Below are 16,089 nucleotides of genomic sequence, written 5' to 3' on the forward strand. Positions count from 1 at the left end.
CGGTCTCGGTCAGTCGGGGGAGGTGGTCGGCAGGGCTGCTTCCCTGCCCGCACCGTCGGCCGTGTGGTCGCGACTGGTGCCGATCAGCTTGAGCTGAGTCGTGGTGGCGCTGGAGCTGAACACGGCCAGCGGGTGGCGGGCGCCACCGTTGCCGTCGTGTCCGGCGCTCGCGCTGGCGGGGGCGACCGGGGTGCTCGGCGCCGCCGGAAGTCCGCCGCCGCCACCCGAACCGCCACCGCCGGAGCCGGCGTACTTGCCGGAACTGCCCTGGTTGCCGAGCGGGAGTTCGCTGTGTGCGACGACGTGATGCGCGCTGGTGCTGTTGGTGAAGAGCCTGAGCACGGGCGACGCGCTGGTGGGAGGCTCCGCGGGAGTCGAGGTGGGCGCTGACGGCGTCACGGGGGAGACCCACACGGTGACGACGGGAATCGTGACGGTCATCGAGCCGCCGCCGGACCAGCCACCACCGGAGCCGCCGCCGCTGAGGCCGTCCAGGAGGCCACCGATCACCGGCAAGGTGATCGAGCCGTTGCCGGGATCGCCAGTGCCGCCGCCGGGGGTGAGCACCGAACCGCCGACGTCGGCGACCGTGCCGACCAGGCCGGTGACGGTGCTGGTCAGGCTGCTGACCGTGTTACCGAGCGTGGTGACCAGGCCGCCGAGCAGTCCATCCAGTAGCCCGCCACCGGTGTTCGTGGCCTCGGGGTGGGCCGCGACGCTGTGGGCAGTGTGGGCACTCGCGGTCTTGGGTGCGGGCGCGACCTTCGACACCGGGGTCGATGCCGGGTCGCTCGGAGCGGTGTCCGGGGTGGCGGCCACGGGCCGGTCGGTAGCCGAGGTGTCGTTGGTGCTGGATGCGCTGCCGGAGGCCGACACGCCTGTTGAGGTCGGGCTGGCAGTGGTGCCAGTGCTGTTGTCGGACGCCGTCGAGGGGTTCGACTCGGCGGGGTTCGACGCGGCGGGGTCCGCGGGCGGCGTGGAGACCGGCGGCGTCGTTGATTCGGGCACTGACGACACGGGCGGCGCGGTCGAAACGGGCTGCGCGGTCGAAACCGGCGGCACGGGATCGGCGGTGACCGGGTCAGCGGGCGCCGGCTGGACGACGGCGGAATCCGCGGTGCTCGGGCTGGTCGGGTTCTCGGCGGCAGACGCGGTGGTGGCGCTCAGCGCGACGCCCAGCAGCCAACCGGCCAGCGTCAGTCCGCCGGCGAGCAGCAGGGAAGGCAGGATGCGGCGACGTGGCAGGGGACCAATGCTGTTCACCGCCATCACCACCGTTCGGGCCTACAAGCTCATGCGATCTTCGCTCGAGTCTGGTTTTGCTGGTACTTCTCGCCAGGTCGCAGTCCCCCGAAGCTGCACTCTTTCTAGCATTCCTCGGGAGTGTTTCACCTCAACCGCGTTCGATCCACCCCGTACGGCGGAACGGACATACCGGCTCCGGTGCCGCGGAGGCCGAAGTTGATCACTCTGGGTTGGCGACTTCGGGCACCGAAGGGGCCATCCGTGCCCGAGGTTAACCGCACCGGCCGCCGAATGCGCCGGCTTTTTATGGATCCTCTACACGCTTCGTGGCGTCCCAGTCACGTCAAGTCGCTACGCAAGCGGCTTTCCCCAGGCGTGACGAGAGGCGGAGCTCGATGCCGGAAGGTGACTTCCCCGAACTGGTTTCCGTTGCGGCCACTGGTGATCAGCAGGCGTGGACGCTGCTGGTCGGACGGCTTTGGCCGGTCGCGCTGAAGGTCGCGCACGCGTATCGGCTCGGCGACGCCGACACCGGGGACGTCTGCCAGGCGACTTGTCTGGCGCTTGCGCAGCAGCTGAATTCGCTCCGAGACGCGACGCGCTTACCGGGCTGGGTGGCGACAACGGCCCGGCGTCAGGCTGTCAAGATGTTGGCGGCTCGCGCTCGAGAAGCCACGCTGACCTGCGAAAACCTCGTCGTTCGTCCGTCTCCGGAGTCGCTCGTGCTGGCTGCCGAACGCGATCGCGAGCTCTGGGCCGCGGCCCGAGCGCTCCCGGAACTCCACCGGCGGCTGCTGTGGCTGTTGGCCCATCGACCGGAGCTGACACAGACGGAAATAGCCGCTGAGCTGGGTATCCGCCCTGGAAGCGTCGGCCCGCTACGCCGCCGCTGCCTCGACCGCCTCCGCCGCCACCTGACCTCCACCGGCTTCACTTACCCCTGACCTGTGCCTGGCTGCGGCTGTCGTTGTGGGGACCGCTCGGGGCCACCCTTGTGGCGTTCAAAGCCATAAGGGTGACCCCGAGGGAACTTGAGGCACCCAGCGGAAGTTCACTCGCCTGGGTGATCAAGCCAGTTTCCCCAAACGGGTGACGGCTTCATCGAGGACGGCATCCTGCTTGCAGAACGCGAACCGGAGGAGATGCTTCCACTCGTCGGGGTGATCGGTGAACACCTTGACGGGGACGGCCGCGACGCCGACGCGTTCAGGCAGCTGCCAGGCGAGCTCCGCGGCGTCGGTGAACCCGAGCGGCCGGACGTCGGCGCACACGAAGTACGTCCCCTTCGTCGGCCGCACCGCGAAGCCCGCTGCGGCGAGCCCGGCGGACAGCCGGTCGCGCTTGGCCATCAGGCTGCCGCGCAGGATCTCGACCCAGTCCAGCTCGTTGTCGAGCGCGTACGCCACCGCGGGTTGCAGCGGTCCGCCCGAGACGAACGTGATGAACTGCTTCGCCGCCTTCACCGCCGCGACCAGCTCCGGAGTCGAGCAGACCCAGCCGATCTTCCAGCCGGTGCAGTTGAACGTCTTGCCCGCGCTGGAGATCGACACCGTCCGCTCACGCATCCCCGGCAGCGTGGCCAGCGGGACGTGTTCGAGCTCGTCGAACACCAGGTGCTCGTAGACCTCGTCGGTGATCGCGACCAGGTCGTGCTCGACACACACCTCGGCCAGCGCGGTCAGCTCCGCGCGGGTGAACACCGTGCCGGTCGGGTTGTGCGGCGAGTTGACGAGGATCGCGCGGGTGGCCGGGGTGACGGCGGCGCGGAGGGCGTCGATGTCGAGGGCGAACCGGCCGTCGACGTCTTCGACCAGGGAAATCACCCGGCGCTGAGCCCCTGCCATCGCCACCGCGGCGGCGTAGGAGTCGTAGTACGGCTCGATGACGATCACCTCGTCACCGGCTTCGGTCAGCGCGATCAGCGTCGCCGTGATGGCCTCGGTCGCGCCCGCGGTGACCAGGATCTCGGTGTCCGGGTCGTACTCGGTGCCGTAGCGCAGGCGGTGCCGCGCGATGGCCGCGCGCAGCTCAGGGCGCCCGAGCCCCGGCGGGTACTGGTTCGCGCCGCCGAAGAGGGCCTTGTTCGCGGCGTCGAGCATGCCGGCGGGGCCGTCCGTGTCAGGGAACCCCTGGCCGAGGTTGACCGCGTCGGTCCGGATCGCGAGCGCGGTCATCTCGGCGAAGATGGTCGAGGTGAACGGTCGGAGACGAGGAACTAAGGCTGGTTTACGCACGATTGCCGATCCTCACGGACAATGGGCCTGTGGAGCAACTAGCACCCGATGAGTCCGCCGGCGAAATCGTGGCCGCGCCGGCCAGGACAGTCCCCGCCGACCCGCCCGGTGGCGCGGCGGCGGACGAAGAGAAGCGCCGTGGCCTGCGCAAGATGAAGACGGTCGCGCTGTCGTTCCTGGTCGGCGCGACGGTGGTCTTCCTGGTCACGAGCTGGGGACAGGCGCACGGCTGGGCGGGCTGGGCCGGGTACGTCCGCGCCGCGGCCGAGGCGGGTATGGTCGGCGCGCTCGCGGACTGGTTCGCGGTGACGGCGTTGTTCCGCCATCCGCTCGGGCTGAAGATCCCGCATACGGCGATCATCCCGAACAAGAAGGACGCGCTGGGCAACAGCCTCGGCGACTTCGTCGGCGCCAACTTCCTCTCCGAGGCCGTGGTGCGCGACAAGCTGCGCCGCGTCGAGATCGCCCGGCGGCTCGGCGGCTGGCTTGCCGAGGAGAAGAACGCCGAGCGCATCACGTCCGAGCTCGCGACGGTCGTGCGCGGGGCCATGACGGTGCTGCGCGATGAGGACGTGCAGGCCGTGATGGAGCAGGCAGTGGTTCGGCGGATCGTCGACCAGCCGTGGGGCCCGCCGCTGGGCAAGCTGCTCGCCGAGGTGTTCGCCGACGGCGCGCACCACAAGCTCGTCGACCTCATGTGCGACCGCGGGTACGAGTGGGTCCGCGACAACCACACCGCGATGCTGCGGGTGGTGTCCGACCGCGCGCCGTCGTGGTCGCCGAAGTTCGTCGACGAGATGCTCGCCGACAAGGTCTACGGCGAGGTCCTCTCGTTCACGTGGGCGGTGAAGACCGACGTCAACCACCCGATGCGGCTCGCGCTGGACAAGTTCCTCGGCGAGTTCGCCCAGGATCTGCAGACCGACCCCGACACGATGCAGCGCGCCGAGCAGGTCAAAACGCAGATCCTCGAGCACGGCGAAGTCAAGAAGCTGATCGGCTCGGCGTGGGCCACCGCGAAGGGCATGCTGCTGACCGCGGCCGAGGACCCATCCAGTGAGCTGCGGAAACGGGTTCGCGAGGGGCTGATGTCGCTCGGCGGCAGGCTGGTCACCGAGGAGTCGCTGCGGTCCAAAGTGGACGGTTGGGTGGAGGGGGCGGCGGCCTACCTGGTCACCAACTACGCCAAGGAGATCACCACGATCATCACGGACACCGTGGAGCGGTGGGACGCCGAGGAGACCTCACGCAAGATCGAGCTCCAGGTCGGTCGTGACCTCCAGTTCATCCGGATCAACGGCACCGTGGTCGGTTCGCTGGCCGGGCTGGTCATCTATACGTTGGCGCAACTGCTTTTCTGAGGTGGGTGCGTCCAGGCGTAGAGGTGAGCAATACCACAAGGTTCGGGCGCCGCGGGAAGTTGTCCACAGGAAGTTGAGTTATCAACGGGGTTGTCCACAGACCTGAACCCTTATGGCCTATCAGGATTGTGGTTGGCGGCGGCGCGTTCGCGCCAGGCGCGGGCCTTCTCCCGGTTGCCGCAGACGCGCATCGAGCACCAGCTGCGCGAGCGGTTGCGGGACTGGTCGTAGAAGGCCCACAGGCAGGTGTCGGCCGGGCAGATCTTCAGCCGTTGCCAGTCGCCGCGCACGGCGATCCTGGTCGCCGCCGCCATCGCCGCTTCGACGACGTCGCCCGCGATCAGCGCGGGGCCGTCGGCCGTCATCACGATCGACGCCGTGACCAGCGTTTTCCGCGGGGTCAGCCGCGGGTCGCCGACGACCGCGCGCAGCGAGTCACGGACCTCCCTGGCGTCTTCCAGGCCGCTCGGCCTCAGCAGCCGCTCGTCGGCCCACTGCTGCCACATGACGGCGTCCGACAGCACGTCCGTGCCTTCGTCGACGTCCACGGTGTTGAGGAAGTCGACGAGGAGGTCGACGTCGGCGTCCATGTCACCAGTGTAAGCCGGACACCGGTTGTGCTCGCGTGGGCTAACTTGCATACTCGCTTCGGAGGTTACCGAGCGAAGGAGATGTCCGATGACCGTGCCGACCTTGGGTGGATTCGTGTACGACTGTCCGGATCCGGCCGCGCTGGCCGAGTTCTATCGAGCTGTACTCGACTGGGGGCCCGCCGAGGCCCACGCCGTCGCGGGCGACAACTGGGTCGTGCTGACGAACCCGCAGGGTGGGCCGCGGTTCGAGTTCCAGCGTGTCGAGGACTATCAAGCGCCCGAGTGGCCGTCCGCCGGCAAGCCGCAGCAGGCGCACCTTGACCTCGATGTCCCCGACATCGACGCCGCACATGGTCGAGTGCTGGCGCTCGGTGCGAAGCTGCTGGACGACTCGCCCGAGTCGTTCCGGGTTTACGCTGATCCGGTCGGTCACCCGTTCTGTCTCTGCGCATGCGGACCCGCCACCGCGTAGTCTCGAATACGTGATTTGTCCTAAATGTCAGAACGCGCTGATGACCGTCGACAAGGGCGGCGTCCACATCGACCAGTGCCAGGGATGTCGCGGCATCTGGCTGGACCGCGGCGAGCTGGAGCGGATTGTCGGCGCCGAGAGCTCGTACTACGGCCAAGCGGCTCCGCAGGCATACCGGCCGGACTCGCCGAAACCGCACCGCGGCGGTTACGCGGACTCACCCAAGCCGTATCGGGGCGGTGGCTACGCGGACTCGCCGCGGCCGTATGGACGGCAGCAGCACCGCAAGCGCGGGTTCCTCGAGAACCTGTTCGATTAGTGCGGTGCTCGATCTGAAGATCTGCCCGGACTGTGGTGACCGGGCGGAACACCCGATCGTCGAGGGGGAGTGCCTGGTCTGCGCGCGGTGCGGACACCGGTGGGCGTTCCGGCGGTTGCCGCTGCTGGCGCTCACCGGTCCGAGCGGCGCCGGGAAGTCGACCGTCGGCCCGCTGCTGCCGCGGCGCCTCGCCGGCCGCGCCGTCGTGCTGGAGCAGGACGTCCTGTGGACGGCGGGCCTGCGCGACTCCCGCGACGGCGCCCCGGCGTTCCGCTCGGCGTGGCTGCGGATGGCCGCGATGATCGGGCAGAACGGCCGTCCTGTTGTCCTCTGCGGGACTGTCGTTCCTGAAGAACTGGAGACACGGCCGGAGCGCGTCTTCTTTTCGAACGTCCACTACCTCGCGCTGGTCGCGGACCCCGTCGCGCTCGAACGCCGGCTGCGCGCGCGTCCGGCCTGGCGCGAGTGGGACGAGCCGCGGATCGCCGAGACCCTCGAGTTCAACACCTGGCTGCGCGCGTCGGCCACCACCATGTGCCCGCCCGTCGACGTCCTCGACACCACGTCCGGCCCGGTCGACATCGTCGCCGACCGCGTCGCCGCCTGGGTCCGCGCCCGGTTGACCTGACGTCCACTGTGGACGTCTGGGGCCGCCTGTGAGCAGCGGCGGGACAGTGGTGCGCAACACACCCGAATGTTGCAAGCAGGGTGCTTGCAACTGCTAGCACTCTCGCGTAACGTCAATGGTGTCGCGAGGAGGTGACCACATGACAGAGACCGGAAATGCCCACGAATCCACGGGCAGGCCCATCGACAAGGTCGCCGATATCGCCTCCGACATCGGGGAGTACATCCGGACGCAGCGCAGCAACGCGAAGATTTCGTTGCGGCAGCTGTCGAAGCTTGCCGGAGTGTCCAACCCGTACCTGAGTCAGATCGAGCGCGGCGTACGCAAGCCCAGCGCGGAGATCCTGCAGCAGATTGCCAAGGGGCTGCGGATCTCGGCCGAAGCGCTCTACGTGCAAGCAGGGATTCTCGACCTGCCGAGAGGAGGCCCGGTCGGCGATTCCATTCGCGCCGACACCGAGCTTTCCGAACGCCAGAAGCAGGTTCTGCTCGACGTATACGAGTCGTTCCGCCGGGAGAACCAGGCGGCCCGATCCACCAAGACCACCGCCGCCCCGGCACCCGAAGAGCGGCCCGTGAGCGCCGCCACAGAAACTGAAACCAAGGAGTGAGCACCATGACCACACCGAAGCCCGAAGACGTTCGCAAGGCCGTCGCCACCGCCATCGACCAGGTCCGCACCCCGCTGCTGGCCGCGCTCGGCGCCGGCAACCTGGCCAGCCAGGCCGTCGTCGACGCCGTCAGCAAGGCCAAGGAGCGCGTGACCGAGGGCGGCGAGGCCGCTCGCAAGAACCTCGGCGAACTCCCCACCGACGTCGAGGGCCTTCGCGAGAAGCTCGACCCCGCCGAGCTGCGCAAGGTCATCGACGAGTACACCGACGCCGCGCTGAAGCTGTACAACAAGCTGGCCGAGTCCGGTGAGCAGGCTTGGGACAAGATCGTCGCGCAGCCGCAGGTCAAGAAGGCCATCGAGCAGCTCGAGGACGCCCTTCAGCAGGCTCAGGGCCGCGTCGAAGAGGTCACCAGCGAAGCCCGTGGCCGCGTCGAGGACGTGCTCGGCAAGGTCACCAAGAAGACCCGCTCGTCCGGTGAGAAGGCCGCCCGCAAGGTCAAGGCCGTCGCCGAGGAGACCGCGGACCGCGTCGAGGAGCTGGGTGACGAGGTCGCCCACGAGACCCGCTCCGTGACCCGCAAGGTCGCCAACAAGACGGCCCCGCGTTCGGCCAGCACCACGCGTCGCACCACGACGCCGGCCGCGAAGAAGCCGGCCGCCCCGAAGGCCGAGAACTAAGCAACGCTCTGCACAGCAGGCCCCGGCACTCAGGTGCCGGGGCCTGCTGTCGTTATCCGGATTGCCGTATCCTGATCTGGTGTACATCGCCGGACTGGTCGAGCTGATCATCCAATATGCAGGGGCGCTGACCGGCCTCTTCGCCTTCGTGCACTCCGCGCTGCAAAAGCGGGACGCGTATTCGGCCGCCGACCGCAAGACCAAGCCCATCTGGGTGGCCATCACCGGCGGCAGCACGCTGGCGATGGGCCTCTTCCCGTTCTACAGCGCCGGCTACCTGTTCTGGATGGCCGGCCTGGTCGCGTCGCTGGTCTACATCGTGGACGTACGGCCGAAGCTCAACGAGGTCCAGCGCGGCGGCCGCAACTGGTAGCGGGTAGCTAGTCTGGCTTGGTGACCACTTGGACCATCGCCGGAACCCTGACCGTCCTGCCCGCCAGTGAGCGGACGGATCTGCTCGCCGAACCCGTCGCCAAGGCGCTCGCCGCGCTCGCGGATCCCGGTGCCGTGGGCGTCGCGGAGATCGACGCCGAGCTGGCTGACACCGCCGCGTTCTGCGAGGCTTATTCGTCGCCGATGTCCGCTTCAGCCAACTGCGTCGTCGTCGCCGGCAAGCGCGCGGGCGAGGTCCGTTTCGCCGCCGCGCTGGTGCTCGCCACGACTCGCGCGGACGTCAACGGCGTGATCAAAAGGCGTCTCGACGTACGCAAGGCCTCCTTCGCGCCGATGGACGACGCCGTCGAGCTGACGGGCATGGCGTACGGCGGGATCACGCCCATCGGCCTGCCCGCGGACTGGCCGATTCTCATCGACAGGGCCGTCGCGGAAGCTCCCGAGCTGGTCATCGGTAGCGGGATCCGCGGCAGCAAGGTGTTCATCCCGGGTTCGGTGCTCGCGTCGCTGCCCGGCGCCGAAGTCATCGACGGCCTCGCGAAAGTTGTCGAATGACCTCCGTTTGGATGCGGTACCTCTCCGGTGCGGATATCGCTTCGCTCGGGGTGACGAACGCCGACATCGTCGACGCCGTCGAGGACGTGCTCGTCGATCATGGCAACGGGCGGGTCGTGTTCGAACCACGTACGCACCTCGTGCCGGACAACGGCGGCAAGGGGCATTTCAACGTCCTGCGTGGTCACCTGTCGGAGAAGAACGTCAGCGGGGTCAAGGTCGTCGGCGACTTCGTGTCGAACTTCGAGCGCGGGCTGCCCAGCGAGATGGCACTCATCCTGCTGCTCGACCCGGAAACCGGGATGCCGCGCGCGATCGTCGACGGCACGATGATCACCGACGCGCGGACGGGCGCGATGACCGCTGTCGGCGCGAAGTACTTGGCACGTAAGGATTCGCGTGTCCTCGGACACATCGGCGCGCGCGGGACTGCGTGGTGGAACGTGGTGCTGCTGGACTCGATCTTCGACTTCGCCGAGATCAGGGTGACCAGCAAGCGTCCGGAGTCGCGTGAGGACTTCGGCGCGCGGCTTTCGGCGCACCTCGGTAAGCCGGTGCGGGTGTGTTCTTCGGCTGAGGAAACGCTCGATGGTGCCGACATCATGGTCGAAGCGTCGCGACTAAACGAGCCGGAAGCGTTGGTCCGCAAGGAGTATATCCGGCCGGGCAGCTTCCTGGTGCCCTACGGCACGATCAGCGCGCTGGAGTTGGATCTGCTCGACGTCGTCGACAAGGTCGTCGTCGACAACTGGCGCGAGTCGCAGTCCGGGAACCCGCGGTTCGGCGCGCTGCGGCCGCAGCTGAACGCGGGCCTGCTGACGGCCGATCGTGTGCATGCCGAGATCGGCGACATCGTCGCCGGGCACAAGCCCGGTCGTGTCAACGACAGCGAGCGGATCCTGTTCTGGCACCGCGGACTATCCACAACGGACTTGGCTGTCGCGCACATGATCCTCGCGCGGGCCGAGGCTGCCGAAGTCGGCACGATGCTGCCGTACCGATGATCATTACCGGTTCGGATTTCAGCCTCGGCAGCGTCGAAGACGGCGAACCCCTGCAACTCGCCGACGAGTTGCTGAAGGCCCTCGCGGAAAATCGTGAGCGGATGCTCGCCGCGCTGTCGACGCGCGAGGCGCCGGTGTACGGAGTCAACACGGGCATGGGCCGGCTGTCGGGTGTCGTGCTGGATGCGCGGCAGCAAGCCGAACACCAGCGGAACCTGGTGATCGGACGCGCTGTCGGCGGTCCGCCGTGGTTGTCCGCCGACGAGGTGCGACTGCTGCTTTTGGTGCGGCTGCGCGATCTTCTGCGGCCGGACGTCGCTGCCGGCCCGGAACTCGTGTCGTTCCTGGTTGACCGGTTGAACGACGGCTTCACTCCGGCTGTGCCGCGTAGCGGGCTCGGCAGCGCGGGGGAGATCATCCCGCTTTCCCATGCGTTCCAGACGTTTCTGGGCATCGGCACGGTTCTGGAGGACGGCGTCGAGACGCCCGCGGCGGACGCTCTCGCGCGGCGGGGCGTGGAGCCGTATGTGCTGGGGCCGAAGGAAGGCGTGAGCCTGATCCAGGGTTCGCCGCTCGCGATGATGCACGCGGCCCAGGGCTGGCGGTTCGCGCAGCAGCTCATCGACTTCCAGACCCAGGCGGTCGCGATCGCCGTGGATGTCCTTGGTGCACCGAAGGGTGTCTACTCGCCCCAGCTTGCGGGTGGCGACCGACTGCTGGCGAACCTGCTTTCCGAGCTCGGCAGCCTGATCGGCAACGGTCCGGCGCGGCCTGGGCTGGTGCAGGCGCCGGTGTCGGTTCGGGTGGGGCCGCGGGCGATCGCGCACGCCGACCGGGTCAACGGCGACCTGATGGCCACGATGACGCGCTGGGACTCCGAGCCGACGGACTCGCCCGCGTTCGTCGACGGCGATTTCGTGTCGACCACCGGGTTCCACGCCGCCGAGCTGGGCCTGCGAATGGACGCTCTGACCGCGGCGCTCGTGCACGTCGGCGAGGTCAGCGTTCAGCGGATGCACCGGCTGCTGGACCCGCAGTTCAGCAACCTGCCGCCGCAGCTCGCCGTCGACCCGGGCCCGCAAGCGGGGCTGTCGCCGCTGCACAAACGAGCCGTCGGCGAGTTGCACGCGCTGCGTCGGCTGGCCATGCCGGCGACCCTGGGGTCGATCGACACTTCCGCAGGTCAGGAGGACGTGCAAGCGTTTGCGTGGGCGGCCGGTGAACAGCTGCGAACCGCCTCCGGGCACCTGTTCGCGATCACCGCGTGCGAGTTCATCATCGGCGCCCAGGCCCGCCACCTCGCCCCCGGCGACGGCTCCCGTGGCCTCCGCGCGATCTACACCTGGATCGCCGAAACCGTCCCGCCCGTCCTCGTCGACCGCCCTCTCGGCCCCGAGGTCACCACCCTCACCACCCGCCTCCGCGCCCTCCACCCTCAACGACTTCCTAACCCTGGAGTAGGTGGTCAGGTCTCGTGAGTGTTCCGGCCGGTTCTAGGCCAACCGGAACACTCACCAGTCGTTGAGGGTTCAAGGCGGGCATTTTGTGCAAAAGTCGGTCTTCGGTCGTCTGTGTGGGTGCTGGTTGCTGTGGACTGGCTGCGTTTTACCGCAGCAAGGGCCGGGTCGTGTCCGGTGTACGGCGAATGCCGGCGTCCGGAGCTGGGTGTGGGACTCGCCCTCGCTGAATGTGGCACTCGCACAGCACATCGGCGAGTCCCACACTCCGGCCCGGCGAGTCCCACGTTCAGGCCGACGAGTCCCACATTCACTGACAGTCGACCACACCCGCTGACCCCCACACCACCCGTCCCTGCCGCGGTAAAACGGAGCCAGCACCCAGCACCCACTGAGGCGTCGCGGACCCACACATACGACACAAGAGCCACAAAAGTGCCCGCCTTGGCGGGGCTAGCGGGAGATGGTGAGGAAGGCAGTCCAGGCCGGGGCGGGGACGACGAGGGCGCCGGAGGTGGGGGACTTGGAGTCGCGGATGGCTACTGCCTGGGATGCGAGGGCAACTTCGACGCAGTCGCCGTTTTGGCCTTCGCCGGTGCTGTAGCTGCTTTTGTGCCACTGGGCGTTGGTCAGGTCCACGGCTCGCCTCTTCCACATCAGGTCTCGGATGTCACCTGCTTGATCAGGGCGATCGAGTCCTGCTCGTCGAACGCGAGATCGGCGAGATGACGGAATGCCAGCGTAGCAAGCTTGACCTCGTCGACCTTCTCCACTTGAACTGAGCCGAAGCCGTGCTCGACGTACGCGATATCCGGTTCGCCGAGGCCCTGGTAACTGAGAATCGTGAAGCTGCCAGCACGACCGGCGTGCACGCCGATATCGACCGGGATGACCTGCAGAGTCACGTTCGATCGCTCGCCGAGTTCGACGAGATAAGTCAGTTGCTCCCGCTGCTGATCAGGAGGGAGATCTGGCCGACGCAGGACGGTTTCGTCGATGATCGCGTGGACCATCAGCGGAGGTTCTTCGACAAGTCGCAGCTGCCGTCGCAGGCGAACCTTCACTTGGTTTTCGAGCTTTTCGCCAGTCATAGGGTCTCGTGCACCGGCGAAGGTGGCGCGTATGCCGTCTTCGGTTTGAAACAGGCCTGGAATGTAGCCGAGCTGGTACGTCCGAAGCGCCTCGGCGTCTGCTTGCAAGCCGATGTAGCCGCGATCATTGATGCCGTAGGCGTGCCACCAGCCTTTTTCCTTGGCTCGGTCGTACTGGAGGAGCCAGGTTTCGTAGTCCGAGACGATGATGCCGTAGAGGTCCAGCATCGCCAGGAACGAGTGGTAGCCCGGCAGCACCCCCTGCTCGACGCGGCTCATCTTCGCCTTGCTGAAGCGCAGCGGCTCCCCAGCCTGCTCCTGCGTCATGCCCATCTGTTCCCGCAGCCGGCGCAGCCGTCTGCCCAGAAGCCGCATGCGCGCGTTCGGTTTGTACGTGTCCACTGCCGATCACCCCTCGAAACCGTTTGGCTACGGATCGTAGAGCGTGACCCCGACAATTGAGATTCTCAGTAGTTTGGACTGATGATCCTCGACCGGCTTCTGGAGGCGTGGTCCTGCCGGGTTTCCGGGCCCGAGCTGCGGGGCGCTGTCGCGGTCGTCTATCCAGTTCGGCGGGAGGACGGGACTGACGCGATGCTCAAGATTTCCCTTCCACACCCCGGAAACCGGGCCGAGCCCTATGCGCTCGTGGCGTGGAACGGTGTTGGCGCGGTTCGGCTGCTGGAGCGTGACGATGACTCGTTCGCGATGCTGCTTGAACGACTCCATCCGGAATCGTTGGCAACGCTGGGAAATCCCATCGAGGCCGTGACTATCGCAGGTCGGCTCGCGCGCCGGCTGGCGGTGCCTGCGTCGCCGGACGTCCCGCGGCTGGCGGATCTCGTGGCGACCTGGGCGACCGAGATTCCGGACGAAAACCCGCTACCGCAACGTGTTGTCGACGCGGCCGCCGCGACCAGCAAGGAGTTCGCCGACGACCAGCCGGACACGCTCGTGCACGGCGACCTACACTTCGCCAACGTCCTACGCGCCGAGCGTGAGCCGTGGCTGGCTATAGATCCGAAAGGCTGGGCGGGCGACCCGGCTTACGACGGCCTGACGCTCCTACGCAACCGCTGGGACCCTGCTGACCTTCGACGTCGTATCGACGCCTTCGCCGAAGCAGCCGAAGTCGACCGTGAGCGCGTCACACGCTGGGCGCAGGCCCGTGCCGTCGTCGAAGGCCAGTGGGGCCGCCGCAACGGCGACCCCGAGTTCGTCAGCGCCATCTGTGACCACATCGCCATCGCACTTTGCTTGTGATCGGGGGTTGTCAGATCGCAGGGAGCAGGCTCTGCGCGTTCCTCAGTCTGTCGCCCAGCAACTGCGGCGTGGCCGGAGTGAACACCACAAGGGGCTCGCCGCGGCCTGGTGCTTCTTCCATCAACCAGCGGCCTTCAACGGTGTCGATGAAGTTCAATGGCCTCTGGCAGCGTTTACGGGCACCGGCTTGATTGCGAGCCGCTACGTAGAGCGTTCCGGCCCCGGTGCGCTCCGCCGCCATGATCCGCTTCATCTCCGCACCCGGGGCGGGCGCCTTCTGGCGGGTGTCGGACTGCATGACGGAGAACTCGCCGCTGCTTGGTGCTCGGCCGGTGGTGAACTCCTGCTTGCCCACCACGAGCTGGGTGCCGTTGCCGGGCCTGGCTTGGGGGATCTGATTGATGAACCCGCGCAACAGTTCGTCCGGACGCTCGGGTGCGACGATGACGACCTCTTCGCCGATCGTGCGGACGAGGACGAACGCGCCACCCTTGCCGCTGCCGGCGAACACGGTGAAGTTCGACGGCGCGTCGGCGAACGTTCCATCGAACCAGCCGTAGTACTCCAACTGCGGGTGGGCGATCGACTCCAGCAGCAGCACAAGGTCGCGATCCATGCCCCGCGCGCCGAGCAGCCCGTGCTCGCTGAGCGCCGCGTTGACCTGTTGATCGATTGTCCGCTGCGCCTGATCGTCGTACCAGGTAGGCGTGCCCCCGAGCGTGAGGTGCGGTTCACCGCCCCGGCGCTTGATGAGGCTGAGCAGGGTCGGGGTGGTGAACTTGAGCGGTTTTGCCAGCACGGAACGGTTCCCTGTGATCATTCGCCGATGACGGGCGGTGCGGTCAACGCGTCGTTGCCGAAGAGTTCGTTGGGGTCTTCGGAGATGAGGTACTTGTTCTGGTGCTCTTCGTCCTCGGAACCCTTGCCCCCGCCGCCGCGCCCCATGCCTGACGCGCCCGACGTGCCGGCCTTCCCCGCCGCGGCTCCTGCCCCAGCCCCGGCACCGCCACGTCCCGCCGCGCCACTGCCGACACCGGACCCGGCGCCGCTGCTCGCGCCCGCACCGAGCGAACCGGAGCCTCCCGGCCCGAAGCCCCCGACGGCGCCGCCGCCGAACGCACCCGAACCGGAACCCGAGCCAGAGCCGGAACCACCAGGGCCGAAGCCGCCGGAACTGCCCGGGCCGAACCCGCTGGAGTAGTTCGACGACGGGTTCGTCAAGGGCGGAGGCGTGTAACTCGACGCCGTCGTGCCGCTGTTCAACCCCGAGCCCGGAGGGTTGCCCGTGTTGTAGTTCGGTGGCGGGGCGACGGGGTGGTGTGCCACGGAAATAGGTTGTGGGGGAGCCGGAGTGTTGACGCCGTAGCTGCCCGGTCCGCCGTAGCTCCCCGATCCGCCCGAGCCGCCGTACCCGCCCGTGCCGCCGCCGACGTGTCCGCCATTGCCGCCGACGGGCGGGTTCTGCTGGCCATTCCCGCCATCGGACAGCGGATTCCCTTGCCACGCACTGAATTGCGGCATACCGGCGGCGTTCTGCGCACTAGCCTGGTAATAGGCGTTGAACGCGTTGACGTTCGTCTGGCCCTGCTGGTTGTACTTGTTGATCTCGTTGTCTTTGTCGCTGAACGGATTTATGCGGTCGCCGAAGTTTTCCTCCGGCGGTTTCGCGGCGATTTCTTGAATCGTGTTCTTCGCGGTGTCGAAAGACGAGCTTTGCGCGCTGAGGAAGGTGTGGCTCTTGGTGAGGTTGCTCGCCGAGTCCTTGAGCCAGGTCCCGAGGGGGTGGCCGCCGGCCTGGGCGGCCTGCGAGGCGTCACCTTGCCAGGCGGCGTCCATCTGCTGGTTCAGCGCGTCGATCTGGCTGGCCCTCGTGCTGTGGGCCTGTTCAAGGGTTTGTGCGGCGCTCGCGCCATCGCCGAGGGACTGGGAGGTGCCGGGGCTGATCTGTTCCCATACCTGGCGTGCGTCGATCGTCCGGCCACCGATGTTCGCGGACTGCTGCTGAGCCTCCGGGCCACCGCTGAACAAGCTGACGAGGCCACCGATGGCCGCGCCGGCCACAGCCCCGACGGCCGTGCCGATCACGGGTACCGCGGTGCCGATAGCGGCGCCAGCCGCGGCGCCTGCCACGACGTCCTTCGCTGTCAATGACCCATTCGCCACCGCGGCTCACCTCTCCCAGTT

19 protein-coding genes are annotated in these 16,089 nt (G+C 67.8%); 12 read left to right on the plus strand and 7 right to left on the minus strand.

From position 1 onward, the window contains the following. Window positions 1-9 precede the first annotated feature (9 nt). Window positions 10-1,263, minus strand: coding sequence for a hypothetical protein (locus JWQ81_RS28090; protein WP_297546167.1), 1,254 nt, complete (start codon window positions 1,261-1,263; stop codon window positions 10-12). Window positions 1,264-1,640: 377 nt separating this feature from the next. Here JWQ81_RS28090 and JWQ81_RS28095 point away from each other — a divergent pair, with 377 nt between their 5' ends. Continuing rightward, entirely contained in the window at window positions 1,641-2,189 is a 549-nt protein-coding gene (locus tag JWQ81_RS28095) for a sigma-70 family RNA polymerase sigma factor (protein ID WP_297546168.1), read from the plus strand. Between the two features lie 123 nt (window positions 2,190-2,312). On the opposite strand, the gene JWQ81_RS28100 is transcribed toward JWQ81_RS28095, so the two are convergent. Continuing rightward, window positions 2,313-3,479: a pyridoxal phosphate-dependent aminotransferase gene (locus JWQ81_RS28100; protein ID WP_297546170.1), complete on the minus strand. Its 1,167-nt coding sequence runs from the start codon at window positions 3,477-3,479 to the stop codon at window positions 2,313-2,315. Window positions 3,480-3,544: 65 nt separating this feature from the next. On the opposite strand from JWQ81_RS28100, the gene JWQ81_RS28105 reads away from it, so the two are divergent. Then, complete coding sequence (locus tag JWQ81_RS28105; RefSeq protein ID WP_297546412.1) at window positions 3,545-4,840, plus strand: DUF445 domain-containing protein; 1,296 nt, start codon at window positions 3,545-3,547, stop codon at window positions 4,838-4,840. 110 nt (window positions 4,841-4,950) lie between these two features. Here the strand turns inward: JWQ81_RS28105 and JWQ81_RS28110 are convergent, their stop codons facing one another. Further along, a complete protein-coding gene (locus JWQ81_RS28110) occupies window positions 4,951-5,430 on the minus strand; it encodes a CGNR zinc finger domain-containing protein (protein ID WP_297546172.1) in 480 nt (159 codons plus the stop codon). An 88-nt stretch (window positions 5,431-5,518) separates the two neighbouring features. On the opposite strand from JWQ81_RS28110, the gene JWQ81_RS28115 reads away from it, so the two are divergent. From JWQ81_RS28115 to JWQ81_RS28155, 9 genes are all read left to right on the plus strand, one after another. Continuing rightward, a complete protein-coding gene (locus tag JWQ81_RS28115) occupies window positions 5,519-5,905 on the plus strand; it encodes a VOC family protein (RefSeq protein ID WP_297546173.1) in 387 nt (128 codons plus the stop codon). Between the two features lie 10 nt (window positions 5,906-5,915). Further along, on the plus strand, window positions 5,916-6,224 hold the full coding sequence (locus JWQ81_RS28120; protein ID WP_297546174.1) for a zf-TFIIB domain-containing protein: 309 nt from the start codon (window positions 5,916-5,918) through the stop codon (window positions 6,222-6,224). A 4-nt stretch (window positions 6,225-6,228) separates the two neighbouring features. Further along, a complete protein-coding gene (locus tag JWQ81_RS28125; protein WP_297546176.1) occupies window positions 6,229-6,852 on the plus strand; it encodes an AAA family ATPase in 624 nt (207 codons plus the stop codon). A 139-nt stretch (window positions 6,853-6,991) separates the two neighbouring features. Further along, on the plus strand, window positions 6,992-7,462 hold the full coding sequence (locus JWQ81_RS28130) for a helix-turn-helix transcriptional regulator (RefSeq protein ID WP_297546178.1): 471 nt from the start codon (window positions 6,992-6,994) through the stop codon (window positions 7,460-7,462). Between the two features lie 5 nt (window positions 7,463-7,467). After that, window positions 7,468-8,142 carry a hypothetical protein gene (locus JWQ81_RS28135; protein ID WP_297546180.1) on the plus strand — a complete coding sequence of 225 codons (675 nt, stop codon included), beginning with the start codon at window positions 7,468-7,470 and terminating at the stop codon, window positions 8,140-8,142. A 76-nt stretch (window positions 8,143-8,218) separates the two neighbouring features. Then, window positions 8,219-8,515: a DUF2516 family protein gene (locus JWQ81_RS28140; RefSeq protein WP_297546414.1), complete on the plus strand. Its 297-nt coding sequence runs from the start codon at window positions 8,219-8,221 to the stop codon at window positions 8,513-8,515. A gap of 20 nt (window positions 8,516-8,535) precedes the next feature. Beyond that, on the plus strand, window positions 8,536-9,090 hold the full coding sequence (locus JWQ81_RS28145) for a YbaK/EbsC family protein (RefSeq protein ID WP_297546182.1): 555 nt from the start codon (window positions 8,536-8,538) through the stop codon (window positions 9,088-9,090). Beyond that, window positions 9,087-10,094: an ornithine cyclodeaminase family protein gene (locus JWQ81_RS28150; protein ID WP_297546183.1), complete on the plus strand. Its 1,008-nt coding sequence runs from the start codon at window positions 9,087-9,089 to the stop codon at window positions 10,092-10,094. Before JWQ81_RS28145 ends, JWQ81_RS28150 begins: the two co-directional genes overlap by 4 nt. Continuing rightward, window positions 10,091-11,572, plus strand: coding sequence for an aromatic amino acid lyase (locus JWQ81_RS28155; RefSeq protein ID WP_297546185.1), 1,482 nt, complete (start codon window positions 10,091-10,093; stop codon window positions 11,570-11,572). Before JWQ81_RS28150 ends, JWQ81_RS28155 begins: the two co-directional genes overlap by 4 nt. Window positions 11,573-12,004: 432 nt before the next feature. On the opposite strand, the gene JWQ81_RS28160 is transcribed toward JWQ81_RS28155, so the two are convergent. Together JWQ81_RS28160 and JWQ81_RS28165 are read right to left on the minus strand one after the other, a co-directional pair. Beyond that, window positions 12,005-12,208, minus strand: coding sequence for a DUF397 domain-containing protein (locus JWQ81_RS28160; protein ID WP_297546187.1), 204 nt, complete (start codon window positions 12,206-12,208; stop codon window positions 12,005-12,007). Continuing rightward, window positions 12,208-13,044, minus strand: a complete 837-nt coding sequence (locus JWQ81_RS28165) for a helix-turn-helix transcriptional regulator (protein ID WP_297546188.1) — start codon at window positions 13,042-13,044, stop codon at window positions 12,208-12,210. Before JWQ81_RS28165 ends, JWQ81_RS28160 begins: the two co-directional genes overlap by 1 nt. 81 nt (window positions 13,045-13,125) lie before the next feature. On the opposite strand from JWQ81_RS28165, the gene JWQ81_RS28170 reads away from it, so the two are divergent. Further along, complete coding sequence (locus JWQ81_RS28170) at window positions 13,126-13,905, plus strand: aminoglycoside phosphotransferase family protein (RefSeq protein ID WP_297546190.1); 780 nt, start codon at window positions 13,126-13,128, stop codon at window positions 13,903-13,905. Between the two features lie 10 nt (window positions 13,906-13,915). On the opposite strand, the gene JWQ81_RS28175 is transcribed toward JWQ81_RS28170, so the two are convergent. Together JWQ81_RS28175 and JWQ81_RS28180 are read right to left on the minus strand one after the other, a co-directional pair. Then, window positions 13,916-14,704, minus strand: a complete 789-nt coding sequence (locus tag JWQ81_RS28175) for an ESX secretion-associated protein EspG (protein WP_297546191.1) — start codon at window positions 14,702-14,704, stop codon at window positions 13,916-13,918. Window positions 14,705-14,721: 17 nt separating this feature from the next. Continuing rightward, complete coding sequence (locus tag JWQ81_RS28180; RefSeq protein WP_297546193.1) at window positions 14,722-16,068, minus strand: hypothetical protein; 1,347 nt, start codon at window positions 16,066-16,068, stop codon at window positions 14,722-14,724. Window positions 16,069-16,089 lie beyond the last annotated feature (21 nt).

Origin of the sequence: Amycolatopsis sp. (genome assembly GCF_025464955.1) — a bacterium.
In the GTDB taxonomy this organism is placed as follows: Bacteria; Actinomycetota; Actinomycetes; order Mycobacteriales; family Pseudonocardiaceae; genus Amycolatopsis.

What these genes read in the sequence shown, in the direction of transcription:
- JWQ81_RS28130 (WP_297546178.1), top strand. Translation starts at nt 6,992, where the DNA reads ATGACAGAGACCGGAAATGCCCACGAATCCACGGGCAGGCCCATCGAC.
- JWQ81_RS28135 (WP_297546180.1), top strand. Translation starts at nt 7,468, where the DNA reads ATGACCACACCGAAGCCCGAAGACGTTCGCAAGGCCGTCGCCACCGCC.
- JWQ81_RS28150 (WP_297546183.1), top strand. Translation starts at nt 9,087, where the DNA reads ATGACCTCCGTTTGGATGCGGTACCTCTCCGGTGCGGATATCGCTTCG.
- JWQ81_RS28115 (WP_297546173.1), top strand. Translation starts at nt 5,519, where the DNA reads ATGACCGTGCCGACCTTGGGTGGATTCGTGTACGACTGTCCGGATCCG.
- JWQ81_RS28160 (WP_297546187.1), bottom strand. Translation starts at nt 12,208, where the DNA reads ATGTGGAAGAGGCGAGCCGTGGACCTGACCAACGCCCAGTGGCACAAA.
- JWQ81_RS28155 (WP_297546185.1), top strand. Translation starts at nt 10,091, where the DNA reads ATGATCATTACCGGTTCGGATTTCAGCCTCGGCAGCGTCGAAGACGGC.
- JWQ81_RS28110 (WP_297546172.1), bottom strand. Translation starts at nt 5,430, where the DNA reads ATGGACGCCGACGTCGACCTCCTCGTCGACTTCCTCAACACCGTGGAC.
- JWQ81_RS28095 (WP_297546168.1), top strand. Translation starts at nt 1,641, where the DNA reads ATGCCGGAAGGTGACTTCCCCGAACTGGTTTCCGTTGCGGCCACTGGT.
- JWQ81_RS28170 (WP_297546190.1), top strand. Translation starts at nt 13,126, where the DNA reads ATGATCCTCGACCGGCTTCTGGAGGCGTGGTCCTGCCGGGTTTCCGGG.